This window comes from Limosilactobacillus coleohominis 101-4-CHN (genome assembly GCF_000161935.1).
Taxonomy (GTDB): domain Bacteria; phylum Bacillota; class Bacilli; order Lactobacillales; family Lactobacillaceae; genus Limosilactobacillus; species Limosilactobacillus coleohominis_A.
In genome coordinates, this window is record NZ_GG698803.1 from 277,341 (window position 1) to 297,919 (window position 20,579).

Annotated in this window: 19 protein-coding genes; 11 read left to right on the forward strand and 8 right to left on the reverse strand. The window is 36.3% G+C overall.

The genetic code is table 11. The annotated features are described in order from the left end of the window. Window positions 1-6: 6 nt before the first annotated feature. From HMPREF0501_RS04560 to HMPREF0501_RS04580, 5 genes are all read right to left on the reverse strand, one after another. Complete coding sequence (locus HMPREF0501_RS04560) at window positions 7-579, reverse strand: DUF2815 family protein (RefSeq protein ID WP_006916682.1); 573 nt, start codon at window positions 577-579, stop codon at window positions 7-9. Further along, window positions 557-1,696 (reverse strand): DUF2800 domain-containing protein, encoded by a 1,140-nt coding sequence (locus HMPREF0501_RS04565; RefSeq protein ID WP_006916683.1) that lies wholly within the window; start codon window positions 1,694-1,696, stop codon window positions 557-559. Before HMPREF0501_RS04565 ends, HMPREF0501_RS04560 begins: the two co-directional genes overlap by 23 nt. Then, window positions 1,693-2,010, reverse strand: a complete 318-nt coding sequence (locus tag HMPREF0501_RS04570; RefSeq protein ID WP_006916684.1) for a hypothetical protein — start codon at window positions 2,008-2,010, stop codon at window positions 1,693-1,695. The genes HMPREF0501_RS04565 and HMPREF0501_RS04570 overlap by 4 nt, the downstream gene beginning before the upstream one ends. Beyond that, on the reverse strand, window positions 1,994-2,197 hold the full coding sequence (locus HMPREF0501_RS04575; protein ID WP_006916685.1) for a hypothetical protein: 204 nt from the start codon (window positions 2,195-2,197) through the stop codon (window positions 1,994-1,996). Before HMPREF0501_RS04575 ends, HMPREF0501_RS04570 begins: the two co-directional genes overlap by 17 nt. Window positions 2,198-2,279: 82 nt before the next feature. Then, on the reverse strand, window positions 2,280-2,738 hold the full coding sequence (locus tag HMPREF0501_RS04580; protein ID WP_040455864.1) for an RNA polymerase sigma factor: 459 nt from the start codon (window positions 2,736-2,738) through the stop codon (window positions 2,280-2,282). 378 nt (window positions 2,739-3,116) lie between these two features. On the opposite strand from HMPREF0501_RS04580, the gene HMPREF0501_RS04585 reads away from it, so the two are divergent. Further along, on the forward strand, window positions 3,117-4,523 hold the full coding sequence (locus tag HMPREF0501_RS04585) for a DUF1837 domain-containing protein (RefSeq protein WP_006916688.1): 1,407 nt from the start codon (window positions 3,117-3,119) through the stop codon (window positions 4,521-4,523). Continuing rightward, window positions 4,520-7,123, forward strand: coding sequence for a DEAD/DEAH box helicase (locus HMPREF0501_RS04590; protein ID WP_006916690.1), 2,604 nt, complete (start codon window positions 4,520-4,522; stop codon window positions 7,121-7,123). Before HMPREF0501_RS04585 ends, HMPREF0501_RS04590 begins: the two co-directional genes overlap by 4 nt. 161 nt (window positions 7,124-7,284) lie before the next feature. Here the strand turns inward: HMPREF0501_RS04590 and HMPREF0501_RS04595 are convergent, their stop codons facing one another. Both HMPREF0501_RS04595 and HMPREF0501_RS04600 read right to left on the reverse strand, forming a co-directional pair. Beyond that, entirely contained in the window at window positions 7,285-8,334 is a 1,050-nt protein-coding gene (locus HMPREF0501_RS04595; RefSeq protein ID WP_006916692.1) for a DNA cytosine methyltransferase, read from the reverse strand. Next, complete coding sequence (locus tag HMPREF0501_RS04600) at window positions 8,324-8,650, reverse strand: helix-turn-helix domain-containing protein (RefSeq protein ID WP_006916693.1); 327 nt, start codon at window positions 8,648-8,650, stop codon at window positions 8,324-8,326. Before HMPREF0501_RS04600 ends, HMPREF0501_RS04595 begins: the two co-directional genes overlap by 11 nt. A 108-nt stretch (window positions 8,651-8,758) precedes the next feature. Between HMPREF0501_RS04600 and HMPREF0501_RS04605 the strand changes: the two genes are divergently transcribed. The 7 genes from HMPREF0501_RS04605 to HMPREF0501_RS04635 all read left to right on the forward strand — a co-directional run bounded on the left by HMPREF0501_RS04605 (window position 8,759) and on the right by HMPREF0501_RS04635 (window position 17,590). Beyond that, a complete protein-coding gene (locus tag HMPREF0501_RS04605; protein WP_006916695.1) occupies window positions 8,759-9,886 on the forward strand; it encodes a restriction endonuclease PLD domain-containing protein in 1,128 nt (375 codons plus the stop codon). 4 nt (window positions 9,887-9,890) lie between these two features. After that, on the forward strand, window positions 9,891-11,759 hold the full coding sequence (locus tag HMPREF0501_RS04610) for a Z1 domain-containing protein (protein ID WP_006916697.1): 1,869 nt from the start codon (window positions 9,891-9,893) through the stop codon (window positions 11,757-11,759). Further along, a complete protein-coding gene (locus tag HMPREF0501_RS04615) occupies window positions 11,746-12,174 on the forward strand; it encodes a very short patch repair endonuclease (protein WP_006916698.1) in 429 nt (142 codons plus the stop codon). Before HMPREF0501_RS04610 ends, HMPREF0501_RS04615 begins: the two co-directional genes overlap by 14 nt. A 545-nt stretch (window positions 12,175-12,719) precedes the next feature. Next, complete coding sequence (locus HMPREF0501_RS04620) at window positions 12,720-13,985, forward strand: AbiH family protein (RefSeq protein WP_155801156.1); 1,266 nt, start codon at window positions 12,720-12,722, stop codon at window positions 13,983-13,985. A gap of 561 nt (window positions 13,986-14,546) precedes the next feature. Continuing rightward, window positions 14,547-15,761: a HEPN domain-containing protein gene (locus HMPREF0501_RS04625; RefSeq protein ID WP_006916701.1), complete on the forward strand. Its 1,215-nt coding sequence runs from the start codon at window positions 14,547-14,549 to the stop codon at window positions 15,759-15,761. Window positions 15,762-15,955: 194 nt separating this feature from the next. Then, window positions 15,956-16,723: a CPBP family intramembrane glutamic endopeptidase gene (locus HMPREF0501_RS04630; protein ID WP_040455866.1), complete on the forward strand. Its 768-nt coding sequence runs from the start codon at window positions 15,956-15,958 to the stop codon at window positions 16,721-16,723. 171 nt (window positions 16,724-16,894) lie between these two features. Further along, entirely contained in the window at window positions 16,895-17,590 is a 696-nt protein-coding gene (locus HMPREF0501_RS04635; protein ID WP_006916706.1) for a class I SAM-dependent methyltransferase, read from the forward strand. 350 nt (window positions 17,591-17,940) lie between these two features. On the opposite strand, the gene HMPREF0501_RS04640 is transcribed toward HMPREF0501_RS04635, so the two are convergent. Further along, the gene (locus HMPREF0501_RS04640) at window positions 17,941-18,738 is read right to left on the reverse strand and encodes an Rpn family recombination-promoting nuclease/putative transposase (RefSeq protein ID WP_223206781.1); all 798 of its coding nucleotides are present in this window, start codon (window positions 18,736-18,738) and stop codon (window positions 17,941-17,943) included. Between the two features lie 202 nt (window positions 18,739-18,940). Between HMPREF0501_RS04640 and HMPREF0501_RS04645 the strand changes: the two genes are divergently transcribed. After that, entirely contained in the window at window positions 18,941-19,819 is an 879-nt protein-coding gene (locus HMPREF0501_RS04645; RefSeq protein WP_006916708.1) for an ABC transporter ATP-binding protein, read from the forward strand. Continuing rightward, window positions 19,819-20,577 (forward strand): ABC transporter permease, encoded by a 759-nt coding sequence (locus tag HMPREF0501_RS04650; protein WP_006916709.1) that lies wholly within the window; start codon window positions 19,819-19,821, stop codon window positions 20,575-20,577. Before HMPREF0501_RS04645 ends, HMPREF0501_RS04650 begins: the two co-directional genes overlap by 1 nt. Window positions 20,578-20,579: the final 2 nt, after the last annotated feature.

Sequence of the window (20,579 nt, forward strand, 5' to 3'; positions counted from 1 at the left end):
TTTGGTTTAAGCTAAGAAATCATCATCGCTGTTGTCATCAATGGCGGTAAAGTCATCGCTGGCACTAGCATGTCCACCTAGTGGTTCTCCATCACGGATCTTTTGGATGTTACCCAGGCCACAGGCAATTCCACGGTTACCGTTGGTGTTAAAAGCATAGAAGTTAATCGATACTCGGGCATAGCAGCCACTGTAAACTTCATCACGATCAAGGATTGGTTGGACATGCTTGTCCACAATCTGTGGTGCCGTGATCGAATTAGCGTTGATGAAGTAACTATCTTGGTAGGCATCATCACGTTCCACATCTCCATCGCGCAGGGGTAGCTTGAGAGTAGCCTTGTTAGGCTTCTTACCACCGAACTTACCGATTCCTTCCTGGATAGCAGTATCGATTGCTTTCTCAATTGCATTGACCGTTTTCTGATCTGACTTAGGGATGATCAAGCTAACCGAATACTTTTCCTTTCCGCCATTGATGGACTTGGGTTCCCAGATGTTAGCGTAAGAAAGACGAGTATTGATACCAGTAACTACTTTAGTTTGTTGTGACATATTATTTTTCCTCCTTGAATTCATCCTTCGGGTTTGATTTACCTATGCTTTGGCGGCTGTCTGAATCCGGCACCAGAGTTGGTTTACCCGCGGGTTTAACAATTTCTTGACTAAACAGTTCGGTGAATTTCTTCTTACCGACCTGTTTTTCTAGTTTTGTAATCGGTAATAGCTTCTTTTGGTAAATATCATGGTAGCCATGTTCTTCAGCAATTTTTGCTACGGCAGCTTCATCCTTGTAATGGCGGACAGACCTACCTTCGACTATTTTGTAACCAGGCCACTGCTTACCATGGTTAATGGCTAGGTCAGCGGCATAGTCTTTAATTTCGTGAGCCCAACGATTCAAATCATCGATGTGCTCGAGAACCTCGGTTACCTGACTATCTGTTAGCAAGTTCGGTGACCGTAGTTGAAAGCGGGTGAGCTTGTGATGATAGTCAAAACGAGCTCGCAGTACAGCATTACAAGCGGAGAATTGGCACCAAGGACCATAATGGACGGTACCTTTGCCAGCAAATGCGAGTTCGGCTTTCTCTTTTAATTCGGAATTGGCCCAGTGCATTAGTTCTTTAGCATTAATGGTCCAGGTACTAATATTGGCCATTCGAGGTTGAAAGATTGTCGTTTCAACTTCATCAACGTTGTACAGACTGCCGAACATTTCTAGTGCACCGACGGAATAGAGTTTCATCTGGGGATTGTTTTGCGCTTCTACCCGGACACCCTTGCCATACTTAAAGTCGATAATATGGAGTAGGTGATCAGAAACAATTACGCAGTCACCGGTACCAAAACCTTCTGGAACATATTTCGAGAAGTCCAGTTTTTGCTCTACTCTGATGGTGGCGTCAGGTGCGAATTCCTTTGCCTGATTGTATTGCTCGATTACATAGCTGGCATAATCATCGGTCAGACTTTCCATTTCATCAGATTGATAATCAGAAACGGGACGTTTGAACTTGTCGCCGAGCAAGCGGTGAATCTTATACTCGCCTAGTGCATGAGCAGCAGTACCTTCAGCGGCTGCACTGGAAGTGGAGTGCGGGAAGTATTGTTCTAAACGTGGCAATGGTGGGGCGCTTAACCAGCGATGAGCACTGGAAGCCGATAATAGTGCGTGATGGGTTGGCGAACTCATTGTCCAATCGCCTCCGCACTATAATAGAGATCTTCGTAATCCTTAGGATCCACGTCAGATAATTTTTTCGCGTTGAACTTATGAAGTAATTCTTTGACTTGAGCGGTGTATCCTTCGGCACTCTTCTTTGCTAATATCTTGCGGACGGTTACTTTATCTTCTACAGGGTCACGTTTTGTTTGGTCATTCTTGCTTTGAGATTCATCTTCATGACCTGAAAGCAATTCTCTAATGGACCGAATAGTATTTTGGGCTTGATAAAGATGCTCTTCAGCCTCCTTGAGTTTTAAATCAAGGTCATTCATCACGCTCATAGGAATCCTCCTTTACTTCGTTAATCTCTAGCTGTTGAACATCTTTACCTGGTGTGATCACCATCAGATTGTGTGGTTGACCGAGTAGTAAACGCAGCAGTCGTTCACGGATTGTGATGCCACGCATGCTGACGACACCATCTTGGTGGGGATGCCTGGCTACTGAAATCGAAATTTTGTTAGCCATTTTGACTGTTCCTTTCTTATTAAGTTTGGTAAGGAATAACTGCCTTACACTTACAGGCCATGGGAAACGAAAAAGTAAACGATTATTTTTGAAGAATTTTCTTGAGATGCCGCTTGATGGTTTGCAACCGCTTAGTAATTGCCATTTTGCTGACGCCTTCGTCTTTGGCAATGTCGATCTGTTTCATGCCAACCCAGAATTTCTTCATGAGTAACTTTTGCTGTGCTGGCGTAAGTTGACTGATACTCTGGTGGAGTTGATCCATTTCTTCCTTATTAATTACCTCTTGCAACGGATCGGCATCGTCCTTGACCAGGGTGCCATATGGGTCATAGGCTTGGAGTGAAACGTGACGCCGAGTTTCACGGTGATTATCGTTGTACTCAATACGATTAAGCTCGATGATTTCTTTACCTTCAGCTTCTGTAACTGTGATTTCTTTAATCCCAGTCGGTTGATGTAGCCTGATGTGCATACTGCCATCTTTAGCATCTGAGATCTCCATATTGAGTTGGTTCCGGTCGTCGTAGTATTTCTTCATAAAAATTCCTCCTCTTGGATCTCCCAAGCGAAGGAATCGAAGGCATACTAAAAGCCACCAGAAAGACAGCACTAAACAGTCCTAAACGATTGAATCGCTTGGGTACTGTAGCCGTCCTTCCGATGGTTGGTTACAGATTAAATATTTAAGTATGTAGAAGGTGGTAATGTCGGAAAATAATCACGTCTGAATATTCACTACTATCTTCAATTAAGATAATAAGAAATCTATAACTACAAAAAAACGATATTTAAGCTCTAAAAAGCTCTGTTTTTGCTCAAAAAAAAAGCACCCGTATTGTAGGGTGCTAGAGATGAGTAGTAATAATGTATTATAATTATAATGAGTGATTATGCATAAAATGACAGGTGAGGTACTATGGTGAGATTAAAATTTGGGATTATGCTAACTGATTTTTGGGCATGCTCTAGTTTGAAACAGAGAGTAGCTTGTGATTACTTGTTTAAATTAGTTAATCCTGATTATAATGTGGAGAATGGAGTTGCCACAAAAATGAAGAACTGTCTTGCTTCAATACCTCGTGATATTACTGGCAATATTTTCTACATAGAAGAAGATGCCAGATTTATTCAAAATGTCAGAACAAAAATTGTACCTTTAATAACGAAGCCTTTAGCATTTGTCGCTTTTTTTCTGAATTGCCTAAAAAAGGATAGCAGCTTGAATGATGATACACCTATCGGAAACAACACAAAGAGGCATTATCTAAATGCTAGCTCTTTTGATTTAGCTCAAACCATAGCAGATTTTTTATTTTTCACAATTAGACAGAATGATAATGAAGATCAGGAGACGCACAGTTATATTAAAAGTCTGTCTAAAACGAAAATCGCTTCTTTTAACGTGGCAGGGTTATCGTTAACAGAGGCAAGACACCCATTAAATGATGTTAAACTCACGTCTTCAAATAGAAATTTCGACTCCGTATTTGAGGAGATATGTGTGGGGAAACTTGACATTCCTAATCCTAATCATATCCGTGCTTTTAAACTAAGAAATAGTTTGTATGAAGAAGATTACACACAGGTAATTAGTTTGTTGCAAAATAATATTTGCAATTATGTATATTCTAGAGCTGAAATAGATCAACTTGAAAGAAACATTAGCTTTGCAGACGTTCAACGTAAAACCTTATTAGCAGCTTCTCAATTAAATGTTGACAGTAATACTTTAGGTGATTTACTAAATTATCTTTTTATTGAAAATGAAGAAAATGCACCTAAACTAATGAGCAAAATTGAATTTAATAATTATAAGAATGATTGTGATGGCGTTTATTTGAAGAAAATTAACGATAAATATCAGATCGTTTTAGGCACTTCAAAAATATACCCATCGGTATACGATGGAATATCACATGCGGTAGAGAGAATATGTTCTTTAGTCTCTCAATCCTTTAACCCTTCTATATTGGTATCGGACTTCAACTTTATCAACAGGTTTCCCGTAGATGATTTAAAAGCCCTGAAGCGTATATTTATCCCAACACAGCCGCAAGATGAACTTGAAGTTAATGGCTTCGGAATATTTTTAGGATACTCAATGAACTTATCATGTGATATTAATCTACTGTCTACCGAAAAGGTGCGGGAGATTGTCAATTTACAAATTAATAATGATTTAAAGGATGTTATTCAACAACTGAATATAGCAATAAGTGATAAAAATATTAAGCAATATTCATATTATGTCTATTTATTGCCATTTAGGGATGTTACTGAAACAAGCAAAATGATAATGGAAAAGGTATTGGGAAAAAGATGAAAACAACTACTAAAGCAGCAATGGAAGAATTTTTCGGGGATATTACTTCTAATAAATATTTAAAAGTTCTTTTTTCAAAACTTTTAGATGAGTATTCCAATAAAGTATTTGGTAAAAAACACCAATTGGATTTAGTAACTAAAAATAATTTGATGAGGTTTGCAGACTTACTAGCACATTCAAGGATGCTGAAAGAATCCAATTTTCATCAAAATATTTCACAACAAATTATTTTTATGTTGGAGTACTTATTTCCTGATGATATATCTGTCAAGTTTGTTAAGCAAAGAATTCAATCTACACTAAACAATTATTCTGTTCAAAATAATGATCTACATACGGTTCCATCTGGAGATGCTTTGCTTAATTATTTAGCGAATACTTATAAAAAAGGGGAGTTACAAATACCAGGTTCTCATGATCAAACGTTTATAGGTGAGCAGAAAGCAGTCTATATTGATATGACCGAAAGTAACCTTAGTTTTTCCGCGCCTACTTCAATGGGGAAATCCTTTTTAGCTAGAACATATATTAAGAATCAAATACTGACTAATAAAAATGGAAATTATGCATTTGTTGTTCCAACTAAAGCATTAATTAACGAAATTTCTAGCAAAATTATCAATGATTTGGGTAATAATTTATCTCAAAATAGATATCGAGTTATTCGTTCAGTTAGCGAGTTGAATGAATACAGTATTGATGATGGATATCATTATGTTTTTGTGATGACTCCTGAAAGATTAATGTACTTACTAATTGCGTTTCCAAACATGGACTTGCCATTCGTTTTTATTGATGAAGCACAAAATATTTCTAAACATGACGTTCGATCTGGGTTTTATTACAATTTAGTTGATATGTTGGAAGAAAGAAATTCTCGAATCTCGTTTGCTTCTCCTAACATACCCAATCCTGATATTTATTTAGAGTTAATACGAGACAATAAAAAAAGTAAAAATGCTAGGAAAATAAAGTACTCACCGGTAGTTCAAGTCTCATATGTGGTAGATTTTACGGATAGTACTGTTCAGATTTATAACCCAGTAAGTAAACAATTAAAGCCACTAAAAAATATAGGTGAAGAAAGCTTATTTGATCTGATTGATTCTTTTTCTGATAACTCGAATTGTGGAATTCAGAATTTGATTTATTGTAACAAAATTGATACAGCTATTGGATTAGCAGTTCAATATGCTGATAGCTTAGAAGATAAAAATGATTTGACATTGGACAAATTATCGTCAGATATAAAGAGTGAAATAAACGAGGATTATTATTTAGCTGATTTGGTAAAAAAAGGCGTAGCATATCATGTATCTTTTTTACCCAAAAACGTAAGACTAAGAATTGAAAAGGCGTACAGAGCAGGAAAAATAAAGAATTTATTCTCAACTAGTACTCTGATGGAAGGGGTTAATCTTCCGGCAGATAATTTGATTATTACCAGTAATAAGAAGGGGAATGCTATCTTAAGTACTGTTGATTTTAGAAATTTAGTAGGACGCACCGGTCGTTTAAAGCATTCAATGATAGGAAATGTATTTTTAGCAATATTACCTGAATCATTTTCTGGAAGAGCTAATAAGAGAGACTATAAAAAATTACTAAAGGCGACTATAGAACATCAAAGATTGAATACAGATCTTTTGACTAAAAAAGTTGTATTGCTGATAAAAAAAAGTTTGTTTGAGGGAGATCTTACACTGAAATTGCTTTTCAATCTCTCTAATTGGACAAACTGGAAATACAAAACAGTTAGGAAATTTGTACTTCAATATTTAAATGATATTCAAAATAATAGACAGAGTATTGTTAGAAAAAAATTCCAGCAATTTATTGATCCTCAAGAGGAGCATGAAATACTAACTTGTTTACATAGTCGCTATAGCGAAAAATTTGATAATGATGTAAATATTTCAACTGACCAAACTAGTAAGTTAAAACTGATGATTAAGAAAGGATTAAAATATCCCACATTCAATGAAAGTGGGCAGTTAAATTATCAAGAAGTATTAAGTTTTCTTGATCAGCTGGACTCAATATTTAATTGGCAACAGTATGAGAAAAGTAAAATCGGTAATGCGAACAAGCGTCGATGGTATGCAGTTATCTTAATTCAATGGATTTCTGGATTAGGCTTGAGAAACATAATTAATAAAGCAATCGAATATAAACGTGAGAATCCTCATAATGCTATATATCGTAATCAAGAGTACTATGATTTTGATGATTCTAAATCTCAAAAAAATATAATCATTAATGATACCTTATATGCTATACAAAACGTTCTGCTTTTTGATTTTGCTAGTTATTTCCTGAAAGTCTCCAAAGAAATGAAAAATTATTTTAATGTGCCGAGCCTAGATAATGATTGGTATGAATTCATTGAATATGGGACTCACGACGGGTTCCGGATTTGGTTACAAAAATGTGGTTATTCAAGAGAATCTGCTAACTATATTGAAAAACATCCAGAATTTTTTGATGTTGATGGCACATCATATCGATTGAGTAGTGATTTGGCAAATGTTAATGATATAAATCTTAGAGATGAAACTAGAGATATTATGTTCAACCATCCGGAAATTTTTGTTTAATGTTGCTGATAGTAGTTTATGCATCATATAAATTTTTTGCCTAATAGTTAGGTAGACACATATTCATCTAGTTCACCTTAAATAAAAAGCAAGGTATTGAATTGTCAAAACCTTGCTTAATAATATTTGATCTTTATTTTTATCATAACTTAAAATCTTTACTATATATGGGCATCTTGGGATGGATAATCAATGCCAGCAAATGTCTTCAAGATTGCTTCAAAGATAATACGCGCACCACGTACTGGTACAGCCATGCCTACCTGCTTCCTAACGCTTTCCTTGGAACCCATAAATTCAAAAGTATCTGGGAAAGTTTGCAAACGAGCTTTTTCACGGTTAGTTAATGCTCGTGGCTCCGACCAGTGATACATGTGAGTTCCACCTCCGCCAGAACCGGTAACAGTATATGATGGTTTATCAGGTTCTAGTCGACGATAAATCTGACTAATCTTGGCTCCTTTAACATGTAATTTAAGTTTGTCAGGAATGTCGGCATTGAAGGCATTTTGCCCCGGCTTAATATACTTTAATCGTTCAACGACAGTTTTGGTTTGACGCGTGCGTTCATTGTTAAATGCATTTTCTGGAATTGGTGGATTTTCAATAGCATTTCTTGCACTGTTATCCACGTTTTTATACATTTCCGTAGAGGGGACTTTATAATGGTATTTGGATGCCAGGTCATTACGAATTCCTACTACAATAATCCGATGACGAGCTTGTGGAACGCCATAATCTTCGAATTTATAAAGGTTTGGAACAATTGTATAGCCAGCGTCCTTCATATCTGAAAGTATCTTTTGAAAAGCCTTGCCTTGATTTGTTGATTTTATGCCCCCTACATTTTCTGCAAGAAACCATTTAGGCTGATATATTTTCAACGCCTTGACACCATATGTGTAAAGAGGCCCATAAGTTCCGTTAAATCCCTTTTGCTTGCCCACAACTGAAAAGTCATTGCAGGGAAATCCAAATGCTAGTCCATCAATTGGTGTTAATTGTGTTAAATCAAATTTTCTAACATCTTCACAATAGACAGATTCTGGATTTTCTGGACATATATTATGAATATAGGTTTCACATGTGTCTTTATCAAAGTCATTCGCCCATGCGTGAACAATTTGATCACCGTTACCTATATCTGCTGTCTTGGCACCAAGGGCTAAACCGCCTGGACCACAAAATAATTCACCTAGTTTATACTTCATTGTTCCATCTCTCTTTCGTTAACAAGTCAATAATTCTTTGTAAGCTGTCTATTTCTTCTTTATTCAAGAAGGACGTATGATTAAATGGCGTAGATTTATCTATATCCATGCCTGCTTCATTTAGCACATTAACAACATCTACGCCATAGCATTTGGATAGCTTGCAGATTACTGATATTGAGGGGTCGGTTATCTGATTATTTTCTAACTTAGAAAGCCGAGAATTAGTTATATTTGTTTGTTCACGAACATCGGCCATGCTCATATGCTTGGTGTTGCGAAGGCTTCTTAAATATTGACCTAATGATTCGCTCATATGATACCTTCCTTACATTATTAATTGTCTATAATTTTAACATATTAGCTGCGATAAAGAAACGATTAATGAATATATTTTCGATTTCGCAGCAAAAAGGAGAAAGCTATGTCTATTCTATATACAAATGTCCCTCCACTTCGTACAGATAACACTAAAGATAACTTTCGTGATAAATTCTACGAATATATTAAACAAGCCGATAGTGTAGAAATTGCAACTGGATATGTTTCACAGGATTCGCTTGAAGATCTCGATAGGCTTATAGCTGAATACAATATCAGCCATATTAATCTGGTTATTGGCATGTACTTTATCGAAGGAATGCCCGAAAACATCTTTAACACGCTTATAAGAATGAATCATCGATGGAAAGAACGCGGTATCGGCGGAGTTAATATAGTATGTACTTTCCGCTATCATGGCAAATGCTATCTTTTTTCACGTGATGGAAAAGACTTTGCCGGCATTGTTGGATCGGCTAACCTAGGAGCTATTTCATTAAACGCTCAGACTCGCCGGCAATATGAGATGTCCATCAATTTAGAAGAACAGAGCAGCCTTCATGAGCTAAATGATCACATTGCAAAGCTTGATAAGTCATGTTGCAAGCCAATTGACGCTGTTAAAGACAATATCCCATTAATTCGTCAAGAGAATGCCAAATTAAAAGATGTTGAACACGTCCAACGCATGAATTCGGATGAAATTGCCACCTACGAGCGTCATTTAACTGGTACGACGATCGAAATTCCATTAAAGGTGCCAAAGGACAATAATGACCAGAAGTTTAGAGGATCTAATATTAATGTTTGCTATGCAAAGGGTCGTAAACGTGAATGGTGGGAAACAGAGGTCGTTAACGGAAAGAAAATATATACTCTGCCAGGCTATCCCGAATATAAAAAACCATTCATGGTTGTCACTGACGATGGTTGGAAGTTTGAAGCATGGACATGCGGTGACCACAACAAGAACTTTTATTCCAAAGATGATCTTAAAATTATGGGTTACTGGTTAAAAGGCCGTCTTGTTGCTGCTGGTATCGTTAAACCTATAGATCATGTTGAAAATGATAAGGACTTCAAAGGCCTTATTACCGAAAAAATGTTAGAACAGTATGGCAAGACTACCTTGAGTCTTACCAAAACTACTCAAAAGTCTAAAAACGAGCATGGAGAAGTACTAGATGTTTGGCTCCTGTCGTTCTTACCACACCAACTGAAAGAAGATTAGCTAAATGAGTTATCTGAACGATTACGTATCACATATCACTAATAGTGGAAACCCGCAATTTGCCAATTCTATTAAAGAAACTGCTGAAGAAGCCTATCAAAAAATTGCAAATAACTTTGATTACATGGGTGGCCGAAAAACCGGTCTATTATTTGGCAATATTCAGTCTGGTAAAACAGGGCATATGTTCGGCATTATTTGCGCCGCGGCAGACGAAATGTTTCCGCTTTTTATTTTACTTACTACCGACAACGTCACTTTACAGAAACAAACACTAGAGAGAATCCAAAACGACCTGCCTGATTTTTGCATTTGTGGTGAATATGACACTGAAAAATTCAATGAAAACAACCTGGCAAAACCCACGGTAATTGTATTAAAAAAGAATTTTCATACACTTCATCAATGGTCCAATAACCTGAAATCTTCTGGTGTCGTCGCAGGAAATCCTTTATTTATTTTGGATGACGAGGCCGATGCTTCATCACTGAATACCCTTGTTAATAAGGATAAGCAATCCACTATTAATAAATATCTGGATGAGATTAATCAGCTTTCTATTGGTTCGATTTACCTACAATCAACTGCAACACCCCAAGCCTTGTTATTACAAACTGCTGATAGTACCTGGCATCCAGATTTTGCGGTCTACTTTACTCCAGGGCAACAATATCTTGGTGGCAACTTCTTTTTCCCAGAAAATAAAGTTCCATCATGCATTCATTACATCGATGAAACACCAGATCCACTTGAAGAATCTGTGCTTCATCATTTGGTTGTTGCCGCTCAGATGTTTAACAGTGGTGATAAGGTATGCAACATGATGATCCATCCATCAGTCCGAGTTGCTAAACACCAAGAATACGCTAATAAGGTAAAAAGAATCCTTAGCTCCTATCAAGAAAATAATAGCGACTTCAAAGCTAAATTTTCTAAAGAGTATGATGAAGTTGCCAAAGAGGCCAGCCTAACGACTAAGAATCAGCTTTTACAACTGGCTACTGATCTGCTTAATATTACAAACATCTACATGCTTAATGGAAAAGAGCACGTTGAAGCTGAAGATTACGCTACTGGTAGCAATATTGTGATCGGTGGAAATACTCTTGGACGTGGGGTCACGTTTCCTAAGTTGCAAACAATTTACTATGTACGCTCTTCTAAGCGCCCGCAGGCTGATACCATGTGGCAACATAGTAGAATGTTTGGTTATGACCGACATGCTAATTTAATGGCTGTTTATATCAGTAAAGAACTTTATAAGCTCTTTGAAGACATCAACTCTGTTAATAATGCGATTGTTCAACAGATTGACAGCAGTGATGGTGACCTTTCTCAAATAACTATTTCATTACCAGAAGGATTATCACCGACGCGTGCCAATGTACTTGATAATCGTTTCGTTCACATATTTGTCGGCGGCAAAAATTACTTTCCGTTTAATCCATCTAACAAGTCGTTTGATGAAATCACTAAAATTGTCAATATTCTGGATCCAATTGAAGCACATAAACCATCAGAACAGGTTAATTTAGCATTGTTTATCCGTATTTTGGAAAATATTGACGGTGGTGCTGACTTTAATGTCGGTGACTACATAACCGCTTTGCAGGATATGTTAAAAGATCATAGAAGCCAAGGAGTTATAATTATTCGTCGAAATCGTGACATTACTCAGGGAACAGGTGCATTGCTTTCTCCAAATGATCTTGCTTTAGGAAATCAAATTACCGACATGCCAGTTATGACACTTTACGAAGTGGTTGGTAAAGGATGGAAGTCAGATAAAATCTGGGTTCCTAATATTAAGTTCCCAGTCAATAAGGCTATTTATCATGTTACGGAAAAGAAGGCAGACTATGGAGACAACTGAATATCGTTCCAAAATGATGTCCAAAATCCGCTCAACCGGTGGAAAGGCGGAAACCATTCTTGGTAAAGCAATCTGGCATAAGGGAATTCGATATTTCCGCAACTATAAAAAACTTCCCGGTAAGCCAGATCTGGCAATTACCAAATACAAAATTGCAGTATTTGTAGATGGTGAATATTGGCATGGCTATAATTATGATGAAATCAAGTCAGGTAAAAGAGTGCATCGTAATCGACAATACTGGCTTAAGAAAATAAATTATAATATGGAACACGACAGGAAAGTTAACGATGAGCTTAAAAAAATGGGATGGACAGTGATTCGTTTTTGGGAAAGACATCAAGTGTTCAAAGATTTAAATTATTGTACGGATACGATTCTAAATGCTATAAAATCTAAGGAAGGGAACAAATAATATAGTATAGAAATTTTTCCTCCCTAATTATATAAATACGTCAAAGGTTTACAAAACCACTATAAAAATATGTATTAAAAATTAAATCTAGTTAAAATTGGGTCCCGGAAGTTTAAGCTCTAAAAATTATGATGCTTATAGTGAGAAGCACTGTGAAGATATGATTAACCATTTCCAGACCGGGAATGCGCAAGTAAAATATTAGTGTCAAATCCTAGTACCTTGGGTGAATCAATTTCACTGTGTCAGACAGTGTATTATAGTGCGGTTGTACTTTGAGTATTTTAATCTGACTTTCATGTTGCTTCCCCAAAATTGGGTCAACAGTCGGGACTAGCCAGCAGATTAGTGCACCAGGTACTATTTATTATTAACAACCAAGAGTGATCTTATTCAATATGGCTTTATCGACAGTACTGTCTTAATAAGAAGTTGAAAGATAAAGAGAAAGTTATGATTATGAACGCGATTCGCGATTGATAAGTAGCTTCTAGTGCCTGATATGCAGATTACTGTCAGGGTATCATGATGTGGAGGTATAGGTAGTGAATCAGCTGATTGTACTAGGAAATGGTTTCGATATTCATTGTGGTTTAAAGAGTAGTTATTCAGATTTCTTTTTTGATAGATTTAGAAGCTTATTTTGTGAAGAAAAAGAAAGCACAACGTGCATTGAAGATTTAGAAGATAATTTATCTGAAAGAAGACGAAGCATTTTATCATTTATTTCGAATTTAAGAAATCAACTTAACTTTGAGCCTAACGATAATAATGATTGTGATTATTTTAAACGTTACAAGGAAACCTATTTTTCAGAAAATAATGACATCACGAGATGGGATTTATTCTTTCTTTTTGCGGATGCTTGTGTGGATAAGAGTGTAAATAAATATGAATGGCAAGATGTTGAATCTCTAATCTTTGATGTTATTTCTATTGCGTTAAATGCAAAGAGTACTTACAAAATGCACTATGTTAAGGATGTCCAAATTGGCCCATATGAAGATGAAGGTATTAAGTTATTTTCAAAGATAGTCTATTATTTATCTTTTACAGGGCACAATACGGATGAAGAAATTGCTGCTGAACTTTTAAGAGAATTAAAAAAATTTGAACATAGCTTTGCTATATATATTACAAACCAAATCGACTTGAATCAGACTCATAGTGGGTACGTTGATAATGCAATTAAGTTATACAAAGATATTTCTAAATACAATCGGTCTAATAAGGGTTCCGTAAGTGACCAAATTGATGTCCTAAATTTTAATTATTCATTAGATGATAGGTTTAAGGATATTTTGGATAGAGAAATAGATGATAATAGATTAGAGACCTGGTCTAATATTCATGGAATTGCTCATCATGAGGAAACACCATATTATCCAGCTCCTATTTTTGGCATTGATAGTCATGGTATAGTTTCACGAAAAGGCCAATCAGATCTTAGAATTTCATTTACTAAAGCCTATAGAGTTATTGAGAATGAGATAAATGAAATGAGAAGTTCATCAGGGTATGCTGGAAAAGATCTGATTACAATTTATTGTCATTCCCTGAGTGCAGCAGATTATTCATATTTTGAAGCTATTTTTGACGAGAATGATCTTTATTACTCTAATTGTAAGATAGAATACTATTATTATCCTGGCGAGAATGATCAGGAAAAGTTAATCAAGCGTCAGGAAGCTATAACTCATTTGTATAATTTACTTACGAATTATGGTGATTCGTTGAGCGAAACACATGGTGATAACATTGTAAATAAATTAAATTTGGAAAATCGGCTTAGTGTAATCCCAAGTGAATAATCTGCTAATTTCATATTTTTCCACAAACGCTGTAATTTTATTTTGAGGGTTATGTGTTCCCGCAAACCGGTATAAATTGGAAGTCTGCTATTTATCGCGATAATAGGTCAAAAATCGTTATTACGATAGCGAGTTAACAAACACAATGTTTTGAAACAAACGAAGCAAAAAGCCTAACGTGACGGTTGTTTGAAAATGTGTAATTGACCAACTGAGCTCGTGGCATGTTGAGAGCGTTACTTTGCTGGAACGCACATAAAAATAGGCGATGAATGTCGGTGTGACGGCATCCTTGATAGATGAAAAGTGTACTAATTCTCGTTTTATTGATTGGGGATTAGTACACTTTTTGCTTATTGTACTAGAGTGTCGAGTGGACAGCGTGCTGGATTTTCGGGTCGAGTGTGCAAGTGTCCGTTTTGGAGAGTTGAGTGGATAGGTGTAATATTGAATTTTAGCAATTTTGCTGAAAAAAAGGAAATAGCAGGACAGTTGTGTACTCGACGTATAATATAACAAAGCAAAAATTTTATTGATATGATTTAAAGGGAGTTATATTAAGTGAGCAAAAAGAAAGATAAAATTCTCGAAAATTTTAATAAATTACTTGAAGCATTAAAGCAAAATCAGCAAAACGGTAATGTAATGTACTTCAAAAAAGAGGAATATTTATATTGTCCGTCAAAGAGCTTATATTTTAGCCAGGATAATTTGAAACAGTACAATGATATATGCGATAACATTTTACGTAAATTAGAAGTAAATAATTTGCCCGGCTACAGCATTATAGATGTAAGAAAGATGACAAGTAACTGGCTTAGTGATCTATTGTCTAAGGACCATTTGAATATAACAAAAAGCATATTTCGGGAGAAGTTAAAACTTTGGCGACAAGAAATGCAGACGAACAGGTCGTATATCTTTTTAGTGTCTGGCATTAAAATTCCTCAACAGCCTATCCAAATTGATTCAACGGATTATTTTACTAACACTAAAGGTATCAAAAATAAACTTCATTTGAGTCATAGCAATCATTTGGAAAAAATACTAAGTAAAGATAATGCTATTCTTATTGTTACTGTTCAAGGTGCACAGAATGATATGACCTATGAAGTAGCAAAAAAGAAAGCTAATCGAATAATAGGTCTCGTAAACTTAATATATGGTAACAAGTTTCCGATTAAGGTATACCCCATTAACGAAGTGATAGTTCATAACGATATTGATGAATATTATGGATTTGTGGATGGTAAAGGTGCATTTGGTAGGTCAAGAGTGAAAGATCCTATACCTGAAATTCAATTAAATGACATATCAAATACGTTACATAACTTTGAGTTCTTAATAAATGTGCAAAAAGAACAAGCATTGACGAAGTTACAAGAAAAGGCATGTACAGCTATAGACTGGATGAGCTTGGCGGATTTAAGTAATATACCAATGTCTTTTTTACAAGCTATGATAGCTTTAGAAACGATTCTTGAAATAAAAAGCAATAATATCTCCATTGTCAGCCAGATAAGTATGTCTATCTATACCCTTTTAGGCAAAAACATAGAAGATAAGAAAAAATTAAATACATTTATGAAGCGAAGTTATGATGTGAGGTCTAATATTGTTCATAACGGACGTGCGGAAGTTGCTGATGATATGTACTTTGAACTATGCAAGATTATATTCCAACTAATTTCTAAAATAGGAACAGACAAAGAACTAACGAAGTTAAAAGATACAGAAGATCTTTGGAAATATGTGGAGTTACGGCTAATGCAGTAATTAAAAACAGCACCCAACCAAAATAGTTAAGTGACATATCCCGTAAATATTCACATCTTAACTTTAATCACTTCACTATCTTTGAACGTGAACTCTATTTAGCGTTGGAAGATGGTGATTTTTGATATTTTTAAGGTCTAAACGTCATGGAGATGTACAATAACCTTAGAACTATCAAATCGAGGTGGCACGAGATGCGAAAATATGCCAAAGCGTTAATCATGATCATCGTAGTGATGATACTAATGATAGTGGGACAAATTGCACCGCTAGCAGTAGCTGATCATTTAAACTTTTCGGAAAATGCTGCGGTGATCACGATGACGATTGTCTATCCAATTATTGTGATCGGCGGTGGATGGCTACTAAATCATTTTTTATTTCACCAGGAATTACCATTAGTAGCAAAATGGCATTTTAAATGGTGGCCGATAATTTACGCAATTTTGGCGGATGGATTAGTTTACTTATTTTCTTTACTGGCCCAAACCGGTTTTCATTCATCAGTAACGACGATGAGTAATTGGTGGCTCCAATTTGCCATGACGGTTATTAGTGCTCCATTAGTTGAAGAATATGTTTTCCGTGGGTATGTATTTGGTGCCTTAGATAGTATTTTCAACCGTTCCACAACAATTTGGCTAACGGCATTTATTTTTGGCCTGATTCACCTATCATCACTTGGCAAAGCGGCTTGGTACAATGCATTATTTCTTGTGGTTGCCTATACAGCAATGGGGATGTTTTTCACCCTCATTGCTGTTGCAAATCGCAGTATCTGGGCTAGTTTTACCGCGCATGTTGTAAATAATTTATTGATTTACGTTGTCGGAATTTGGGCGGCAGTATCTAGTTCACGAAGTATGATGTGGCGTAGTTTGACAGGTACCTTACTGGGGATGGGAATTGCAGCTTACGTAGTCTACCGGAACTTCCTGAGTAACAGTAAAGTGAAAATTTAGAGACCAATTTTTGCTGATCAATTAGTACAACAATATCAAAAAAATCTTAATGATTACGTCACCTTTGAACGTGAATTAAAATCGCGTGAAGGTGACGTTTTTATGTATTAATCGAGTACTTTACCCCCCCATTTTTTCAGGTATAATCCTAAAAAATGGGGGGGATAGGATATGAAAAAGGGAATTGATGCGCCCATTACGCCGCTTATGTTCACTATGTATGGCTTAGTTGGATTAATGTTTGCAATGCATTCGAATAATTACGTTAATTATATTTTTCCAGCTTTCATGATATTAATGGCGATAATTTATCTGCATACGAGTTTGATTGGTAAATACAGAATTATCCAGCATGTTGTAGAAAAGCTGGAGATTCCAAGTACTTCCCAGATTTTAGACTTAGGGACCGGTCATGGAGCAGTATTATTAACGGTTGCTCAAAGGTTAAGTGTTCCTGGAAAAGTTATTGGAATCGATATTTGGAATTCTGTCGATCAGTCGAATAATTCACGGCTTGTTACGCAACAAAATATAGATCAATTGGGACTGGATGATGTTGCACGCCTGCAAACAGCTGATATGACTAGTCTGCCTTTTCAAGAAAATCATTTTGATTATGTATTTGCGAGTTTAGCAATCCATAATGTTAAGCCCAAAGCACAGCGACGTCTAGCGATTGAAGAGGCAATGCGGACATTAAAGAATAATGGACAATTGGTGATTATTGATATTGAACATGTACAGGAATATAAGAAGTGGTTATCTGAATTAGGGTGCAATGAGGTTCAAGTTTATTCTGCTGGCTGGGATGGTCTGTGGGGATGGTTACCAACCAAAATCCTGATAGCTAAAAAGAATCCGAGGTGATGAAGATGACATTAAAAAAATTACACGATAAGATTAAAGCTCGTTACGAGTCAGGAGAATTTACTACGGCTCGTTCTAACCAAGTAACGCCTAGTCCTTTGAATTCAATAATGATCAACGTAATTATTTTGTTGTTGCTAGGATTAATTATATCTTTCCCAATTACAAGGATGATGGTTACAAAATTTGATTGGCTTTACGTTATTTTTTTGATTTGTATTATTCTAAATTGTATTGGACTGATTTTTTCAATTGGTTACTATTACTATCAAAAAAGGACACCCAACCACAATCGTTGAGTGTCAACAAAAGCTTTTACCATCTTAAGGTGTTACCTACGGATGGTATTTTTATTGGAATAATTTAGCAACTTCCTGATCAGACAGCTTAAACTGTTTCTGAACTTTTTGCCTCAATTGCTCTTCTGGGACATCTAGTTGACGAGTCAGCGTGATCATTTGTTGAATGGTTTCTTGTCGACTTTCTTGGCGGACATCTTCGTCGTGAAACATCATATGAGTTTTATTATCCATATAGCCGTTCCTCCATTTCCGATCTCGGCTTAGTTGGCCGAGATAGCTTTGTAATTCATCTACGTAGCGATCGTTTTTGACATCTTTATTATCTACGTAATGAAGGAAGTTTTGCAAGTCTTTTGAAACATCATTTTGGCAACCTTTGGTATTCAAAAAAATCGCGGTCCGCCCATCATGCATTTCTAATTCTTTAGCATTAACGCAAAAATTGCGAAATTCATATTTATATAAACCTTTACCATATGGATCAAATGGACAAATAAAAATGACATAAGTTCTTTTCATTAAATCATATTGATCACCATGATTTAATAGTTCAGCGTCAATCCGTCCCTGGTAATACCGCACCCGTTTCGGTAATCCTTTTGTGTGCCGCACTTGCATATCAATCTCATAAACTGCATTTTGATCTTCTGTGTAAACATCAAAACGTACGCCATGACTATGGGGATCCTCTTGAACTGCTTTTTGCAATGTTGGAAATTCAATTCGCTGAATTTTCAGTTCAGGTAATATCAACTGGATCAAATGGTGACAAAGTTTCGCATTACTCATCACGCTACCAAAAACATAATCATCTTGAATACTAATTTGATTTTTCAATTTTATCACCTCAAATTTTGTTCTCATTATTTAAAGACGGCAAAATTCAAGAAATATATTTTAATCTCACACTTAATTTCCACGCTCCTCAAAACCCTTGATGAGTTTTTTACTATCCAGGGTATCGCCAAAATTTAAATGGGGGGGGGTAAAATTAAAGTGAAACCGCTTTTAACATGAAGGTAAAGTTCTGAAGTGAGGTTGGATAACAATGTTAAATGTACAAAATCTGAATATCTACTATGGCCGAAAACAGGTGATTAAGGAGGCAACCTTTCAAATTCAGCCAGGTGAAATTGTGGGGTTAATTGGTCCGAATGGTGCTGGTAAAACCACGATTATGAAAACTTTACTAGGCTTAACGAAATTCACTGGCACAATCACTTTTAATCATCAGCCAATTACAGCGAATAGTCACCAGCCCCTTCAACAGGTTGGTGCGCTAATTGAAAATCCAGCGGTCTATCCATTCCTGTCTGGTCGAGAAAATTTAGAACTTTACTCCCAAGATACCGCAGACATGAAACGATTGATTAATCGACTTGGGATGGACACCTACATTGATGAACCGGCAAAGGCCTATTCCATCGGAATGAAACAGAAACTGGGAATCGCACTAGCACTGCTGAATAAACCTAAATTTGTCATCTTGGATGAACCAATGAACGGGTTGGATATTGAAGCAACTATTTTGATCCGTCAAATTATTCATGAATATGCAGCCCAAGGGACCGCGTTCCTAATTTCTAGCCATGTGCTAAGTGAGTTGCAGAAAGTTATGACTTCAGTCATTATTCTGAACCATCATGAAATTGTGATGAATGTTCCAATTGATCAGTTTAAAAATGCACCAGTGACCCAATACCAAATCAAGACGCTCGACAATGAGGCAGCGGCTAAAATACTGAAGGCCAATGATATTTTTTACCGCCGTCAGAATCAGTCGTTGTTTATAAACATTGCAGATATTGATCAGGTTCAAACAATTCTGCGTCATCACCAAATGATGTTGCGGGAGTTAGTGCCCGTCCGGAAAACTTTTGAGCAGTCGATTGTTGAAGTATTGAAAGAAAAGCTGGTGGATGAGTAATGAAAATGACGTTTTCTCACGAACTTTATAAAATGGTTCATCAGCGCTCGTCATGGGTTGCCATCGTTGCTCTCTGCTGTCTGATGACTTATTCAGCAACGCCCACGGCTTACATTACTAAAAATTTAGTTGCTCAAGGTTTTGGCGTTGGTCAATGGAGCATTATCATCATGATTGCGTTGACTGCGAACTTTTTTACCATGGAACTCCGTAATAATACGATGACAACTCTGCTCTATAAGAGTCCTAGTCACTCCACGGTTTTTCTCGCCAAATTTTTCGTCCTTGTAATTTATGGACTTTTGTTGATTTTGATTGGCTTTCTTTTCGCGTTACTAATTAAAATCGGCTTTGTAGGCAATAAGTTTGCATGGCAGATGATGTATCATCAACATCCGCTCATTAATGACCTCCTGCTGAACCTACTTGGAGTTGCAGTCTACCTAATGTTTATAATTGCACTCACGTTACTCTTAATTACACTATTTAAATCCAGCGCGCTAGTAATTGTCGTCGGTTTATTGATCGGCTTTCTAGGTGCTAATTTTTCCGGAATTGCGCTGCAGGCTTTTCCGCATTTTCGAAGAGTCATTGCGTGGAACCCGTTGAATATGATTAACGTGATTAATCAATTATCAGATGCGGGAATGAATAAGATCACAGCACTGACTGACACAGAATTAGTCATCGGTAATCTAGTGTACGCCGCCATTTTTCTATTTATTGGACTGATTGTTTTCCGGAAAAGCGATTTGTAAGG

Coding starts and splice junctions, on each gene's coding strand:
- HMPREF0501_RS04560 (WP_006916682.1), bottom strand. CDS start 579: ATGAATTCAAGGAGGAAAAATAATATGTCACAACAAACTAAAGTAGTT.
- HMPREF0501_RS04565 (WP_006916683.1), bottom strand. CDS start 1,696: ATGAGTTCGCCAACCCATCACGCACTATTATCGGCTTCCAGTGCTCAT.
- HMPREF0501_RS04570 (WP_006916684.1), bottom strand. CDS start 2,010: ATGAGCGTGATGAATGACCTTGATTTAAAACTCAAGGAGGCTGAAGAG.
- HMPREF0501_RS04575 (WP_006916685.1), bottom strand. CDS start 2,197: ATGGCTAACAAAATTTCGATTTCAGTAGCCAGGCATCCCCACCAAGAT.
- HMPREF0501_RS04580 (WP_040455864.1), bottom strand. CDS start 2,738: ATGAAGAAATACTACGACGACCGGAACCAACTCAATATGGAGATCTCA.
- HMPREF0501_RS04585 (WP_006916688.1), top strand. CDS start 3,117: ATGGTGAGATTAAAATTTGGGATTATGCTAACTGATTTTTGGGCATGC.
- HMPREF0501_RS04590 (WP_006916690.1), top strand. CDS start 4,520: ATGAAAACAACTACTAAAGCAGCAATGGAAGAATTTTTCGGGGATATT.
- HMPREF0501_RS04595 (WP_006916692.1), bottom strand. CDS start 8,334: ATGAAGTATAAACTAGGTGAATTATTTTGTGGTCCAGGCGGTTTAGCC.
- HMPREF0501_RS04600 (WP_006916693.1), bottom strand. CDS start 8,650: ATGAGCGAATCATTAGGTCAATATTTAAGAAGCCTTCGCAACACCAAG.
- HMPREF0501_RS04605 (WP_006916695.1), top strand. CDS start 8,759: ATGTCTATTCTATATACAAATGTCCCTCCACTTCGTACAGATAACACT.
- HMPREF0501_RS04610 (WP_006916697.1), top strand. CDS start 9,891: ATGAGTTATCTGAACGATTACGTATCACATATCACTAATAGTGGAAAC.
- HMPREF0501_RS04615 (WP_006916698.1), top strand. CDS start 11,746: ATGGAGACAACTGAATATCGTTCCAAAATGATGTCCAAAATCCGCTCA.
- HMPREF0501_RS04630 (WP_040455866.1), top strand. CDS start 15,956: ATGCGAAAATATGCCAAAGCGTTAATCATGATCATCGTAGTGATGATA.
- HMPREF0501_RS04635 (WP_006916706.1), top strand. CDS start 16,895: ATGAAAAAGGGAATTGATGCGCCCATTACGCCGCTTATGTTCACTATG.
- HMPREF0501_RS04645 (WP_006916708.1), top strand. CDS start 18,941: ATGTTAAATGTACAAAATCTGAATATCTACTATGGCCGAAAACAGGTG.
- HMPREF0501_RS04650 (WP_006916709.1), top strand. CDS start 19,819: ATGAAAATGACGTTTTCTCACGAACTTTATAAAATGGTTCATCAGCGC.